General features: G+C 61.3%; 13 protein-coding genes. 6 read left to right on the forward strand and 7 right to left on the reverse strand.

All coding sequences use genetic code 11. The features are described from left to right. Positions 1 to 24: 24 nt before the first annotated feature. Positions 25 to 987 (forward strand): hypothetical protein, encoded by a 963-nt coding sequence (locus ACJ8PL_RS11510; RefSeq protein ID WP_079451543.1) that lies wholly within the window; start codon positions 25 to 27, stop codon positions 985 to 987. 51 nt (positions 988 to 1,038) lie between these two features. On the opposite strand, the gene ACJ8PL_RS11515 is transcribed toward ACJ8PL_RS11510, so the two are convergent. Beyond that, positions 1,039 to 1,473 (reverse strand): DoxX family protein, encoded by a 435-nt coding sequence (locus tag ACJ8PL_RS11515; protein WP_016927169.1) that lies wholly within the window; start codon positions 1,471 to 1,473, stop codon positions 1,039 to 1,041. Between the two features lie 217 nt (positions 1,474 to 1,690). On the opposite strand from ACJ8PL_RS11515, the gene ACJ8PL_RS11520 reads away from it, so the two are divergent. The 3 genes from ACJ8PL_RS11520 (at position 1,691) to ACJ8PL_RS11530 (ending at position 3,914) form a co-directional block, all read left to right on the forward strand. Beyond that, on the forward strand, positions 1,691 to 1,891 hold the full coding sequence (locus ACJ8PL_RS11520) for a hypothetical protein (RefSeq protein ID WP_016927170.1): 201 nt from the start codon (positions 1,691 to 1,693) through the stop codon (positions 1,889 to 1,891). 76 nt (positions 1,892 to 1,967) lie between these two features. After that, entirely contained in the window at positions 1,968 to 2,366 is a 399-nt protein-coding gene (gene gspS, locus ACJ8PL_RS11525) for a type II secretion system pilot lipoprotein GspS (RefSeq protein WP_016927171.1), read from the forward strand. A gap of 114 nt (positions 2,367 to 2,480) precedes the next feature. Beyond that, on the forward strand, positions 2,481 to 3,914 hold the full coding sequence (locus tag ACJ8PL_RS11530; protein ID WP_004935263.1) for an EmmdR/YeeO family multidrug/toxin efflux MATE transporter: 1,434 nt from the start codon (positions 2,481 to 2,483) through the stop codon (positions 3,912 to 3,914). Between the two features lie 28 nt (positions 3,915 to 3,942). Here ACJ8PL_RS11530 and ACJ8PL_RS11535 read toward each other — a convergent pair whose 3' ends face one another. From ACJ8PL_RS11535 to pqqU, 3 genes are all read right to left on the reverse strand, one after another. Continuing rightward, on the reverse strand, positions 3,943 to 4,122 hold the full coding sequence (locus ACJ8PL_RS11535; protein WP_015378373.1) for a hypothetical protein: 180 nt from the start codon (positions 4,120 to 4,122) through the stop codon (positions 3,943 to 3,945). 398 nt (positions 4,123 to 4,520) lie between these two features. After that, positions 4,521 to 6,893 carry a glucose/quinate/shikimate family membrane-bound PQQ-dependent dehydrogenase gene (locus ACJ8PL_RS11540; protein WP_004935255.1) on the reverse strand — a complete coding sequence of 791 codons (2,373 nt, stop codon included), beginning with the start codon at positions 6,891 to 6,893 and terminating at the stop codon, positions 4,521 to 4,523. A gap of 147 nt (positions 6,894 to 7,040) precedes the next feature. Continuing rightward, the gene (gene pqqU, locus ACJ8PL_RS11545; protein ID WP_176062978.1) at positions 7,041 to 9,179 is read right to left on the reverse strand and encodes a TonB-dependent receptor PqqU; all 2,139 of its coding nucleotides are present in this window, start codon (positions 9,177 to 9,179) and stop codon (positions 7,041 to 7,043) included. A gap of 305 nt (positions 9,180 to 9,484) precedes the next feature. Here pqqU and ACJ8PL_RS11550 point away from each other — a divergent pair, with 305 nt between their 5' ends. Next, positions 9,485 to 10,474, forward strand: coding sequence for an aldo/keto reductase (locus ACJ8PL_RS11550; RefSeq protein ID WP_015378370.1), 990 nt, complete (start codon positions 9,485 to 9,487; stop codon positions 10,472 to 10,474). Here ACJ8PL_RS11550 and ACJ8PL_RS11555 read toward each other — a convergent pair. Further along, entirely contained in the window at positions 10,471 to 11,364 is an 894-nt protein-coding gene (locus tag ACJ8PL_RS11555) for a LysR family transcriptional regulator (RefSeq protein WP_016927175.1), read from the reverse strand. The two genes, ACJ8PL_RS11550 and ACJ8PL_RS11555, sit on opposite strands and share 4 nt — an antisense overlap. Before the next feature lie 173 nt (positions 11,365 to 11,537). On the opposite strand from ACJ8PL_RS11555, the gene ACJ8PL_RS11560 reads away from it, so the two are divergent. Continuing rightward, positions 11,538 to 11,933 carry a (R)-mandelonitrile lyase gene (locus tag ACJ8PL_RS11560; RefSeq protein ID WP_016927176.1) on the forward strand — a complete coding sequence of 132 codons (396 nt, stop codon included), beginning with the start codon at positions 11,538 to 11,540 and terminating at the stop codon, positions 11,931 to 11,933. Between the two features lie 6 nt (positions 11,934 to 11,939). On the opposite strand, the gene ACJ8PL_RS11565 is transcribed toward ACJ8PL_RS11560, so the two are convergent. Further along, complete coding sequence (locus ACJ8PL_RS11565; RefSeq protein WP_025159860.1) at positions 11,940 to 12,308, reverse strand: glyoxalase/bleomycin resistance/extradiol dioxygenase family protein; 369 nt, start codon at positions 12,306 to 12,308, stop codon at positions 11,940 to 11,942. 22 nt (positions 12,309 to 12,330) lie between these two features. After that, entirely contained in the window at positions 12,331 to 12,744 is a 414-nt protein-coding gene (locus ACJ8PL_RS11570; RefSeq protein ID WP_016927177.1) for a GyrI-like domain-containing protein, read from the reverse strand. Positions 12,745 to 12,813 lie beyond the last annotated feature (69 nt).

The raw sequence follows: 12,813 nt of genomic DNA on the forward strand, positions 1-12,813 counted from the left end.
GACGAGGGTTTGAAGGAGAAGAGTATGTTGAAACGTTTTGCACTGTTGTGCTGGTGCCTGATCGGCGCCAATGCGCTGGCGGCGAGCCCCAACGCCAATATCAAGTATTACGGCTATGACTGGCTGGACTTTTATGAAACCGCCACGCCGTCTTTCAGCGCCACAGAGGCGCTTAAGGTGATTACCGGCACCGGCTTCAGTATGACCAATCTGAATGTGGTGCACACGTTGGCAAGCCTCAATCTGCCCGTTTGCGCCGGGGGGACTTGCGCCGTGAACATTCAGGCTGGTTCGGGGGCGGTATCGGGCTCGCCGTTTATCGATATCTGCCCTGGGGCGGTCTCGAACAGCACCTGCCAGGCCGCAGGTTCCTGGAACGCCATCTGGACGGTGGTCAAGAAGATCGCCGAAGCCAAATATAAGCCCGGCGCCATTTATTTCATCGATGAGCCGTTCGACGTTCCTGCCTTACAGACCGGGGGAAAATATGACGCTTACCAATACTCCAGCTATGTTTGCACCCTGCGACAGGCCATGCAGGAGTACGGGGTCGCGATCCCCGTCTACACCATCTTGTCCTACCGACATGCCAATAACGCCGAATGGATCCGTGAAATACAGCAGGGCGCGCCCGCGACCGCGTGTCCGACCAATGTAAAAAGCACGCCAGATTGGGTTGGGGTGGATAACTACAACTGGTCGGTGGCGGATATGTGGAGTACCTACAATCGCCTGGCGCCGATAAGCGCAGCCGGACAAAAGTGGGTGTTGGTACCGCCTTCTACGGCATCGTTAGGAATGAACGACCAGCAACTGCATGCGCAAATTCAACTGTATTGGGATTTTATTAATCAATATCCGACTGCGCCCGTGGTTTACATCATGAACTGGCGGTTTGATCGCGCGGTCACCGAGAATCGCGCGGCCTTCCCCGAATCGACCGCCTTATTGTCTTTCATGGCGAACACGCTGCTCACCCAACCTTAAGCGTGCAAAAAGGAGGTTCGCCATCAGGAACCTCCTTATGGATTGCACGGCTTACCGATAGGCTTCATTGCGCGCGATCGCGTATTTGCCGCTGCCCAGCAGCAGGATGGCGAGCCCGCCCATAAAGAACACCAGCTCGTTTTCAATGCCCCAGGCGCCGACGTCGGTGACGCTGAACACCTTGCCGGTGCCCACCATCAAAAACGCCACCACCAGCGTAAAGGCGTAAACCAGCGCAGCGGGGCGGGTGAACAGCCCCAAAATGATCAGTATCGGCGCCAGGATCTCCCCCACATACACGCCGTAGGCGATGAAGGCGGGCAGCCCGTGATCCTGCAACGCACCGGCGATCCAACCGACGCCGTGCTGAATCTTCGCCACGCCGTGAAACAGCATCAGCCCGCCGAAGGTCAGCCTGAGCGCCAACTTGCCGGCGTCCGGGCGATCAAAAAGGCGCGTGAATGCCGCATTCAATGACTTAACCATGGCCCTTCCTCCTGAATAGGAATGATTTTTAATCAATATATCTGCAAGATAAATACAAAACATGTCCTGGATCAGTAAAACGGCGGGCTTTACGCCGAATCACCGGGTGAGGTTTAGCGGACGCTTCGCACGGCAACGCAGGCTGTCCCCGCAGCCCAAATCGCGGTAAAATGCAGCAGTTCACCTTATCGCACGTCATCAGGCCGTCGTACTCGCTATGAAAATGCGCAAACCGCGCCGTCCGCCCGGGCGGTGGATCTATTACATCCTGCATGAAGACATGCTGTGGCCCTGCCCGGTCAAATGGGAGTGGGAGAGCGGCTATAACGCCTGGCTGCCGTTTTACTATTCCCCCACGCTGGAATTTGTCGCCGGCAACCCCGCCCGCGCCACCAAGGTCAGCAGCGGCCGGCGCTAAGCGTGCTGCCCGCCTTGCCGCCCGGCATCCGCTCACCTAAGATCATTGCATCACCCACAGGTTTCCGGGAGCGTCCATGTCTACTCTGTTTCGCACGTCTCTTTGCGGCGCGGCGGCGTTGCTGCTGCTTGCGGGTTGTCAGCAGACGGCGCACCAACCGGCGCCGCCGCTGCAGGCGCAATTGGATCACATCGCTCTGATGCTGGCCGGCGGGCATTTCCTGCGCGTGGACTGCGGGCGCAGCGACGTGCCGGACGACGTGAAATTGCAACGCACTGCGATGCGTGCAGCGCAGCACCGCGGCTGGGATACGCATGCGGCAGGGTATCGGCAGTTGCCGGCGCTCACCCAGGCGCGTTACCTGACTCTGCAACAGGGTGATCAGCTGCTGACGGACAAATGCGCCACGCTCAGCCGCAGCACCGCGCGCTTTATTGCGGCGGCGCAGGCCGATCAGGAAGACTACATGGAGTAGCGCTACGGTGTGCCTGTCGGGCGCTCGCCACGGGCGCCCAAAAATTCTTTGCAGGATAACGATTTATCGCTCATCATTTGAAATGATGTTTCACTTTTATCCATCGAGCCCACCTTGAACCTGTATGCCGCACTGCGTCAGCGCGTGGAAAATACGCCTTGGTACGCCAAACGGAAAAGCTACCGCGTGCTGTTCTGGCGCGAAATCACGCCGCTGGCGGTGCCGATCTTTCTGGAGAACGCCTGCGTTCTGTTGATGGGGGTGCTGAGCACCTTTCTGGTGAGTTGGCTCGGCAAAGAGGCGATGGCCGGGGTGGGGCTGGCGGACAGCTTCAACATGGTGATCATCGCCTTTTTCGCCGCGGTGGATCTCGGCACCACCGTGGTGGTGGCCTTCAGCCTCGGCAAGCGGGATCGCCGGCGCGCGCGGGCGGCGGCGCGTCAGTCGCTGGTCCTGATGACCGGTGTGGCGTTGCTGTTGGCGGCGGGCATTCATCTGGCGGGTGAGCCTATCATTGATGTGATCGCCGGTGCGGCCTCGCCGGAAGTGAAAGCGCTGGCGCTCTCTTACCTGCAAACCACGGTGTGGAGCTACCCGGCGGCGGCGATTGCGCTGATTGGCAGCGGCGCGTTGCGCGGCGCGGGCAACACCAAGATCCCGCTGCTGATCAACGGCGGCATGAATATCCTCAATATCATCATCAGCAGCATCCTGATTTACGGCATGCTGGGCTGGCACGGGCTGGGCTTCGTCGGCGCCGGGCTGGGGCTGACGATTTCCCGCTATATCGGCGCCATTGCCATCCTCTATGTGCTGGCGATCGGTTTTAATCCGGCGCTGCACATCACGCTGAAAAGCTATTTCACGCCGCTGAAGATGAGCATCCTGTGGGAAGTGCTGGGGATCGGCATTCCCGCCAGCGTCGAATCGGTGCTGTTCAACGGCGGCAAACTGTTGACGCAGATGTTCGTCGCCGGCATGGGCACCAACGTGATCGCCGGTAACTTCATCGCCTTCTCCATCGCTTCGTTGATCAACTTGCCGGGCAACGCGCTGGGCTCGGCTTCGACCATCATCGTCGGCCGGCGGCTCGGCAAAGGCGAGATCGGTCAGGCGGAACGGCAGCTGCGCCATATTTTCTGGCTGTCTACCCTTGGGTTGACCGCTATCGCCTGGGGCACGGCGCCGTTGGCCGGGGTATTCGCCGCGTTTTATACCTCGCAGGATGACGTGAAAACGGTGGTGAAAACCCTGATTTGGCTCAACGCCGCCTTTATGCCGATCTGGGCCGCTTCCTGGGTGTTGCCCGCCGGGCTGAAAGGCGCGCGCGACGCCCGCTTTGCCATGTGGGTGACGATGCTCGGCATGTGGGGCTGCCGCGTGGTGGCGGGTTACGCGCTGGGTATCGAACTGGGCATGGGCGTGGTGGGGGTCTGGTTGGGGATGTTCCTCGATTGGGCGGTGCGCGGCGCCTTGTTCTACTGGCGCATGGTCAGCGGACGCTGGCTGTGGAAATACCCGCGGGCCAAACGCCGGGAGGCCGGGTAACCGGCCGCGGGGCACCGGCGAGGTGGACTCAGTATAAAAGCGTCATCGCGCTGAAGAACAACAGCGTCAAGGCGATGATGATGAGGTTTTGCGTGGCTTTGCGCACCAGTTTACTGGCGCTCAGGCGGCTGTCGATGACGTAGAGCAGCGGCACCATCAGCAGCACGTAGGCGAACATCAGCATGGCGGTAAAGGGTTGCAGGTTCATTCTCGCCCCTCCTGTGCGCCATCATGGCCGACCAGGTGCACCAGCACGGCCTTCGGCGGATGGGGCAACGCAATAAAGGGCGGGGTGGCTGGGGAGTCCGCCGCGAACGGCAGACCGGCGCGCCGCGTCCTCACCGCCGCTTGCAGAATTTTCTTTCGATGCTTCCGAGTATGGTCGACCATGCGCCTCCGAATAAGGCCGCCGGCAGGCGGCCGATCGCTGTATTGCAAGGATTACAGGCCGCTGCCGGGGCCATGCATTTATAATATTGCGAATGATAACCATTATCAATGGTGGGGGGTGAAAAAATTAAGGGTATTGCAAGGGGGCATCGGGCGGTGGCGTAAAAAGAAAAAGCACGCCTTGCGGCGTGCTTTGCGGGGTACTAACGGCGGTAGTTACTTCTGATCGGGCAGAGCGTAAGCGACCACGTAGTCGCCCAGCTTGGTGCCGAAGGAACCGTGGCCGCCGGCGTAGATCAGCACGTACTGCTTGCCATTGACCTCATAGGTCATCGGCGTCGCCTGGCCGCCGGCCGGCAAGCGCGCTTCCCACAGTTTTTCACCGTTGGTCACGCTGAAGGCGCGCAGGTAGTTGTCTGCGGTGGCGCCGATGAAGAACACGTTACCGGCGGTGGTCACCGGGCCGCCCAGCATTGGCATGCCCATTTTGAACGGCAGCGGCAACGGTGAGCTGTCGCGCACGGTGCCGATGCGTTTTTTCCACACGATGTCGTTGGTTTTCAGATCCACGGCGGAAATGTAACCCCAGGCCGGCTGTTTGCATGGCAGACCAAACGGTGACAGGAACGGGTTCAGGGTGACGCCGAACGGCACGCCATACTGCGGCTGTACGCCGGATTCGGTGCCGCTGCCGCCTTTGTCGCCTTCCGGCGGCTCAATCGGGTTGCCTGGGCCGCGCGGGATCAGTTTGGAGACGAACGGCAGCGCGATCGGGTTGGCGATGGCGATTTCGCGATCGGTATCGACGGCCAGGCCGCCCCATTCGAACATGCCCAGGTTACCCGGGAACACCAGCGTGCCCTGCTCGGAAGGCGGGGTGAAGGTGCCTTCATAACGCAGGCTGTGGAACATCACGCGGCAGACCAGCTGATCATAGATGGTCGCGCCCCACATGTCGGCGCCGGTCAGTTTCTTCTCAGGACGGAAGGTCAGTTCGGAGAACGGCTGGGTCGGTGACAGGCGATCGCCCTTGGCCGGGCCTTGCGGTACCGGTTTCTCCGGTGCCGGCACCACCAGTTCGCCGTTGGTGCGGTTCAGCACGAAGATGTTGCCGGTTTTGGTCGGCACATAGATGACCGGCACTTTTTTACCGCTCTTGTCGGTAATGTCCGCCAGGGTCGGCTGCGCCGGCACGTCCATATCCCACAGGTCGTGGTGGACGGTCTGATAGAACCAGGCCAGTTTGCCGGTGGAGGCGTTCAGCGCCAACAGGCCGCTGGCGTAGCGTTCCATTTCCGGGGTGCGATCGCCGCCCCAGATGTCCGGAGTGGAAACGCCCATCGGCAGGTAAACGATATCCAGCTTGGCGTCATAGGCGGCAGGCGCCCAGGAGTTCGGCGAGTTCGGCACGAAGTGGTGCTCGTCCGCCGGGATGGCGTTCGGATCTTTCGCGCCCGGATCGAAGGCCCACAGCAGCTTGCCGCTGTTGATGTCGAAGCCGCGGATCACGCCGGAAGGCTCGCGGTTGGAGTAGTTGTCGGTCACGGCACCGGCGATGACGATCACTTTATCGGTGATCACCGGCGGCGAGGTCGGCTCGTAGTGGCCCGGCGTCGCATACGGCATGTTGCTCTGCAGGTTCAGCTCACCGTTGTTGGCGAAATCCGGGCAGGGTTTGCCGGTTTCGGCGTCCAGCGCGAACAGACGGCCGTCGTTGACCGGCAGAATGATGCGGCGTGCGCACATTGCCGGTGCGGCATCGCCTGTGGCGCCTGCGGCTGCGGCGGTTTCGTGGTAAGACACGCCGCGGCAGGTGATGTGCTGGAAGGTTGGGTTGTATTTCAGCTGCGGATCAAACTTCCACTTTTCTTTACCGGTGGCGGCATCCAGCGCAAACAGCTTCTGGTGCGGCGTACACATGTAAAGGGTATCGCGGATTTTGATCGGCGTGACTTCGTTGGTGATCTCACCCGGATCGTTGGCGGTCTTCAGATCGCCGGTCTGGAAACGCCAGGCTTCTTGCAGCTGGCCAACGTTTTTGTCGTTGATCTGGCTCAGCGGCGAGTAACGGGTGCCTTCCTGGGTGCGGCCATAGGCCGGCCAGTCGGCGCCGGTGGCGTCTTTCGGCTGTACCTGCGCGGCGTCGAGCGTGCCGTTGATCTCTTGCGGATCGTTGAACACGGCATAGGCCAACGCGATGACGGTGATCGCCAGCGCCGCGCTCAGCGCGCCGTAGGCGAATTTGCCGTTGGCCACCAGCTTGCGGTAGATAAACGGCAACACCAACCACAGGCCGAAGAAGAAGGTGACGTCCAGGCGCGGTGTCAGCGCCCAGAAGTCCGGGCCCACTTCCCACAGGGCCCAAATAGTGGTGCCCAACAGAAATACCGCGTACAGCAGCAGCGCGGTGGCGCGGCGGCGGAACAGCAGCCAGGAAGTCGCCAGCAGCACCAGCCCGGCGATGATGTAATACAGCGAACCGCCCAACTTGGCCAGCCAAATGCCGCCGCCGAGCAGATAAAGCCCGCTCAGCGCGGCAAACAGCGCCGTTATGACGATAAGCGGCGATAGTGACGCTTTATTTTGCATAGCAATACCCTTACCAAAAATGAAAGTCCCCGATTTAGAGATTAAGCCAAATCGGAAAAAACACGCGGTTTCTCCCTATTATTTCAGCGAGAAGCCGCTAGGGTGACGTAAAACCCATCCCGTTTTTTAACCTTAAGGTGCTTTGCCTTATTCAAAGCGATAAGACAAGGTGGCGCCGCCACCCCAGTTGCGCCCCGGCGCCGGCTCGAAGTAGCGGCCGTTGCCTTCGTTGACGATCACCGAACCGACGTATCGGCGATCGAAAACATTGTCCACCCGGCTGAACACGTCCAGCGCCCAGCGGTCCCAGGTAAAGCGATAGCCGGCGTTTACGCCGGCCACGGTGTAAGTGGGGGCCTGCGCGCTGTTGGCGTCATTGGCCTGAATGTCGCTCATGTAGCGCAGTTCCGCGCCGGCGTGCCAGCCTTCCGGCGGCGCAAACGCCAGCGAGGCGTAGCCCATGTTGCGGGCGATGCCCGGCAGGCGATTGCCGGCGGGGGTGCAGCCGGCTTTGCCGCACATTTCGCTGCGGTAGGTGGCGTCCAGCAGCGTCCAGGCCATATGCAGCCGCCAGTCCAGCGCAAACTCCTGATCCAGCGCCAGCTCCAGGCCGCGCCGCCGGGTTTTGCCGGCGTTGGCGTAGCTGGTGCGTCCGCCGCTGCTTTCCGCCACCACCAGCTCGTTGTCGGTATCGGTCTGGAACAGCGCAGCGCTCACCAGGCCGTTGCCGAGGCGCAGTTTGCTGCCCAGTTCGACGGTGTCGCTGGTGGATGGCTGCAGGCCGATATTAAGGCCCGCCTGGCCGTCGGGGCGGTAGGAGAGTTCGTTGATGGTCGGGGTTTCAAAGCCGCGGCCGGCGGAGAGATAAACGTTCCACGCCGGGTTGATCTTGTAGTTGAGCGAGCCCATCGGCAGCCACTGGTGGTAGCGTTTGCTGCCGCTGTCGTCGCCGTTGCGCGGCGTGATGTAGTAATCGGTCGAGTCGAAGCTGACCGTGCTGTAGCGCAGGCCGGCGTCCAGCGTCCAGTGTGGCGTCAGTTGCCAGGAGGTTTGCAGGTAAGGATCCAGGTTCCAGATGCGGTTCTTCTCGTTGCGCCGCTGGTCGCCTTTCTCGCCGTAGTCCACTGTGCCGTCTCGCAGAATAAAGTTTTCGAACCCCTGGCGGCGTTCGGTCATGGTTTCATAATCCAGACCGCCGATCAGTGTTACCGGTAACGATGCGAGAGTATCCTCATGCTTCCAGCGAGTGTCAATGCCCTGATATTTTCTTTCCAGCACGATCACCCCGCCGGCGTGGGTGGGGTTGAGCTGCGGCCCCATCGGGATCGATTGGTACTGCGTGGTGTGGCGTTCGCCGTGGTAAGCGGTCAGCGTCAGTTCGTCGCGCTCGCTCATCTGGCGCTGATAGCGCAGGCCGGCCTGGGTTTGATCGAGCGATTTGCGGGTGTTGTATTGATCCGCGCGCGGCGCCTGGCGCGGGTTTTCCTTCCATTCCGCTTCGGTCAGGCCGCCCGGATCGCCGGCGTCAATCGAGACGCTGTTGAACATCAGCGTCAGGGTGCTGACGTCGTCCAGCCGCACGCCGAGCTTGCCGTTGCCGAGGTTTTTCCGCGCGGCGCTGTGATCGCGGTAGCCCTGAGTGGTGAAGCGGGTACCCGAAATGGCGTAGTTGACGTCGCCGGCCTGGGTGCCGTCGCCGGTGGCGCCGGTCGCTTTCACCCCGTAGCGCCAGGTGTTGTCGCTGCCGAAATAGCCGCCGGCCTCCAGCGTAGGCGGCTGGGTGCCGGTAATCGTATCAACATTGATCACCCCACCCGAGGCGTTGCCGTACAGCGCGGAATAGGGGCCGCGCAGCACCTCGATGCGTTCGACGGAATTGATGTCGATGTTGGAGGTTTGTCCCTGGCCGTCGGGCATGGTGGCGGGAATGCCGTCGACGTACATGCGCACGCCGCGCACGCCGAACATCGAACGGCTGCCGAACCCGCGTATCGACAGCTGCAGATCCTGCGCATAGTTTTGCCGGTTTTGAAGCTGCAGGCCCGGCACGCTGCCGAGGTTTTCCGACAGGTTAATCTGCGGGGCGGCGTTGCGCAGGTCCTGGCCGTCGATCACGCTGACGGACACCGGCGATCCCAGCTCGGTCAATCCGGTGGGTTGCGCCATCACCACCAGGGTGTCGCTTTTCTCTTTATTATTTTCTGCCGCCAGCGCCTGGCTGGCAAACATGGGATGTAGCAATAGCATTGCAGCCGGGGTCAGCACGGCGCTTTTCTTATTGGTCATGGGATAAATCTGCCACTGGTATTGAAAGGGAATCGCAGGTCGATTCAGAGTTAGCCATCTGTCGCTCCATCTACATGACGCTAAACGAAAAGGGTAAGGCATCCTGACATCAGTATAGAGTATCTCGGGCAGGAACGTTCCCGCAAAAACGCTGGTCCCAGCAACGGTTAACGGATTCATGAGCCTGGTTCATAAGCTCAAGCGTATTTTGCCCCATAGTCATGGCGGCAGCCGCCTTTTACAGTCACCACACCGGAGCGGCGCCGCGTCAGGCGGAGCCGGTATCATTCAGTGGGAGAGTGAAGATGCAAACACGCAAGTTAGGGCGAGAAGGGCTGGAAGTATCGGCGTTGGGTCTGGGCTGTATGGGGCTGAGTTTTGGCTACGGCCCGGCCACCGACAAACGGCAGGCGATCGATCTGATCCGCGCCGCGGTTGACGAGGGCGTGACGTTCTTCGATACCGCCGAGATTTATGGTCCGTTCACCAACGAGGAATTGTTGGGCGAAGCGCTGGCGCCGGTGCGCGATCGGGTCGTCATCGCCACCAAGTTCGGTTTCGATCTGCCGCAGCCGGCGGGGCAACAGGTGTTGAACAGCCGTCCGGAGCATATTCGCCGGGCGGTGGAAGGTTCGTTGAAGCGCCTGCGGGTAGAGACGATCGATTTGCTGTATCAACATCGCGTCGATCCCGAAGTGCCTATCGAGGAGGTGGCCGGTACGGTGCAGCAACTGATTCGCGAAGGGAAAGTGAAGTACTTCGGCTTGTCGGAAGCCGGAGCGCAAACCATCCGGCGAGCCCATGCGGTGCAGCCGATTACGGCGCTGCAAAGCGAATATTCGCTATGGTGGCGCGAGCCGGAGCGTGAAATCTTGCCGACGCTGGCGGAACTGGGCATCGGTCTGGTGCCGTTCAGCCCGCTCGGCAAGGGCTTTCTCACCGGCGCCATCACCGAAGACACCGCCTTTGACAGCGGCGATTTTCGCAACCTGGTGCCGCGCTTCAGCGCCGAAGCGCGCCGGGCCAATCAGGCGCTGGTGAGCGTGCTGGGGCAGATAGCGCAGCGCAAGGGCGTGACGTCGGCGCAGATCGCCTTGGCCTGGCTGTTGGCGCAACAGCCGTGGATCGTGCCAATCCCGGGAACCACCAAGCGTCATCGGCTGCAAGAGAACCTCGCGGCGGCGTCGGTGGTGTTGGCGGCGGACGAACTGGGCGAGATTGAGCGCGCGCTCTCCGCTATCGACGTGATCGGCGATCGTTACCCGGCGCATCTGCAGAAAAACGTCGGGCGTTAAGCCCCGCGCCGCAACGCCTCAATCAGCAGCGCAAAGGCGGTGGTGTGTTGCCTGCGGCTTGGATAATAGAGGTAATAACCGGGAAACGGCGGGCACCAGTCGTCCAGCGCCATCTGCAACCGCCCGTCGGCCAACGGCTCGGCGACGCTGTCTTCCGGCACAAAGGCGATACCGAGGCCGAGCTGCGCAGCGTCGATCCGCTGGCGCAGGCTGTTGAAGGTCAGTTGCCCCTCCACACGTACTTTGATCTCCCGGCCATCGCGGGCAAATTCCCAGGCGTACAGCCCGCCGAGGGTGGGCAAACGCATGTTGATGCAACGGTGGTTTTGCAATGCCTGCGGCGTGGCGGGGAGGCCGTGACGGGCGAAATAGGCGGGTGAGGCGACGGCCACCATGCGCATGTCCGGCCCGATGCGCACCGCGATCATGTCCTTCGCCACCTGTTCCCCCAGCCGGATGCCGGCGTCGAAACGCCCGACGACGATGTCGGCCAGACTATTGTCGACGGTGATTTCCACGTTGATGTCCGGGTAATCGATGAGGAAAGTGCGCAGCACCGGCCACAGCACCGCATCCACCGCATGTTCGCCGGCGGTAATGCGGATGTTGCCGGCCGGGCGATCGCGCATTTCACCCAGCGCGTTCAGCGCGTTTTCTATCTCCGCAAAGCGCGGACCGATGCTGTTGAGCAGCCGCTCACCGGCCTCGGTAGGGGCGACACTGCGGGTGGTGCGCGTGAGCAAGCGCAGCGCCAGGCGCTCTTCCAGCCCGCGTATAGCGTGGCTGAGCGCCGATTGGGAAACGCCAAGCTGCGCCGCCGCTTTGGTGAAGCTGCGTTCTCTGGCCACCATCAGGAAAGCGATCAGGTCGTTAACGTTTTCTTTCAACATATCGGCACCGAAGAGCAAGGTTAGGGCGCGGCCGCGCGTAGATTTATGAATTTAGCTCATAGCTCCTTGCGCATTTTACCCGCTAGTCGGCGGAAAAGCATGGCGCTATCTTGGCATCACTCACTTATGACTATCAGCGCCGGTTGTGAGAGCCGGCGCGGAGGATAAAACAGATGAAAATACAACGCAGCGGTTCGATCCCATCACAGCGCGGTTCGGCGGATTATTTTACCGGGCAGGTGCGCATCGACGCGCCGTTCGCTGGCGAAGCGCCGGCCAGAGTGGGCGGCGCAACCGTCACCTTTGAGCCCGGCGCCCGCACGGCCTGGCATACGCATCCGCTCGGCCAGACGCTGATCGTCACTCAGGGACGCGGTTGGATCCAGATGTGGGGCGAGGCCACGCAGGAAATGCACCCCGGCGATATCGTCTGGATCCCGGCTGGCGTCAAACACTGGCACGGTGCGACGCCGGACACCGCCATGACTCATATCGCCATCGCCGAAGCGCTGGACGGCACTCCGGTGACCTGGCTGGAGCCGGTCAGCGAGGCGGAGTACCGGCAATAACGGCGCTCAGGACCTGCGGTTCTGTTCGCAGAACCGCAGGCGGTTGCCGAACGGATCGGTGAGGTTCAGTTCCTTGCCCCAATCGACAATCTCCAGGCCCGGCCGTGCATAGCGGTAGTTTTTGGCCGTGAGCTCCCGGTGCAGCGCATCGATGTCCTGCATCGGAATGAAAATGGCGGCGCCGGGCGTGCTGTCGCCGTAGTGTTCGCTCAGGTGCAGCGTCAGCCCGGCGCGGGCAATCTGCATGTACAGCGGCAGGTCTTCGCTGAAACGGTGCTCCCATTCCAGCGTGAAACCGAGAAAATCCAGGTAAAACTCTTTGGCCTTGTCGACCGAAAAGATACGCAGGATCGGAATGGCGGGCGAGAAGGCGATCATCGTTGACCTCATTGTCGCGTTAGCGGCAGCCGATGTGGATATCGACCGCGTCGGGGCCGGTATAGGCTTCGAAGTCGGTCAGGAAGCGGCGTTCGATCTCAGGGTGTTGTTCGAAGTAGGCCCAGATGCGCTGCCAGCTTGCGATGACCGCCGCCGGCATCGCGCCACGGGCGGGGAAGACCAGATAGCGGCCGGGTTGGATGTGTAAACCGCTCTGTGCCTCACTGCCGGCGGTGACGTCAAACGGCCCGCTGGCGTCGGAAGCGTAATTGGAATAGACCCCGTATACCGGCAGGGCGGGTGAGGTAGCGAAAAAATCCGACCACAGCGCGGGAATCTTTGCCGTTTCGGCTTGGGTTTCGTTCTGGTTGGTGGTTCTGACTGTTTGGCCGGCGACGTAAAAGCCGGGCAGATGTACCGAGATGGGCCGCATAGAGACAATCCCTTTTAACCGCACAAAGATGCCTAACCTAAAGATAGCAAACGCCAGACAGAACCCCCG

The sequence above is a fragment of the Serratia sp. CY83965 genome (assembly GCF_052166375.1).
In the GTDB taxonomy this organism is placed as follows: domain Bacteria; phylum Pseudomonadota; class Gammaproteobacteria; order Enterobacterales; family Enterobacteriaceae; genus Serratia; species Serratia marcescens.

Coding starts and splice junctions, on each gene's coding strand:
- ACJ8PL_RS11510 (WP_079451543.1), top strand. CDS start 25: ATGTTGAAACGTTTTGCACTGTTGTGCTGGTGCCTGATCGGCGCCAAT.
- ACJ8PL_RS11555 (WP_016927175.1), bottom strand. CDS start 11,364: ATGTTGAAAGAAAACGTTAACGACCTGATCGCTTTCCTGATGGTGGCC.
- ACJ8PL_RS11535 (WP_015378373.1), bottom strand. CDS start 4,122: ATGAACCTGCAACCCTTTACCGCCATGCTGATGTTCGCCTACGTGCTG.
- ACJ8PL_RS11520 (WP_016927170.1), top strand. CDS start 1,691: ATGAAAATGCGCAAACCGCGCCGTCCGCCCGGGCGGTGGATCTATTAC.
- ACJ8PL_RS11515 (WP_016927169.1), bottom strand. CDS start 1,473: ATGGTTAAGTCATTGAATGCGGCATTCACGCGCCTTTTTGATCGCCCG.
- ACJ8PL_RS11540 (WP_004935255.1), bottom strand. CDS start 6,893: ATGCAAAATAAAGCGTCACTATCGCCGCTTATCGTCATAACGGCGCTG.
- ACJ8PL_RS11550 (WP_015378370.1), top strand. CDS start 9,485: ATGCAAACACGCAAGTTAGGGCGAGAAGGGCTGGAAGTATCGGCGTTG.
- ACJ8PL_RS11570 (WP_016927177.1), bottom strand. CDS start 12,744: ATGCGGCCCATCTCGGTACATCTGCCCGGCTTTTACGTCGCCGGCCAA.
- ACJ8PL_RS11560 (WP_016927176.1), top strand. CDS start 11,538: ATGAAAATACAACGCAGCGGTTCGATCCCATCACAGCGCGGTTCGGCG.
- pqqU (WP_176062978.1), bottom strand. CDS start 9,179: ATGACCAATAAGAAAAGCGCCGTGCTGACCCCGGCTGCAATGCTATTG.
- gspS (WP_016927171.1), top strand. CDS start 1,968: ATGTCTACTCTGTTTCGCACGTCTCTTTGCGGCGCGGCGGCGTTGCTG.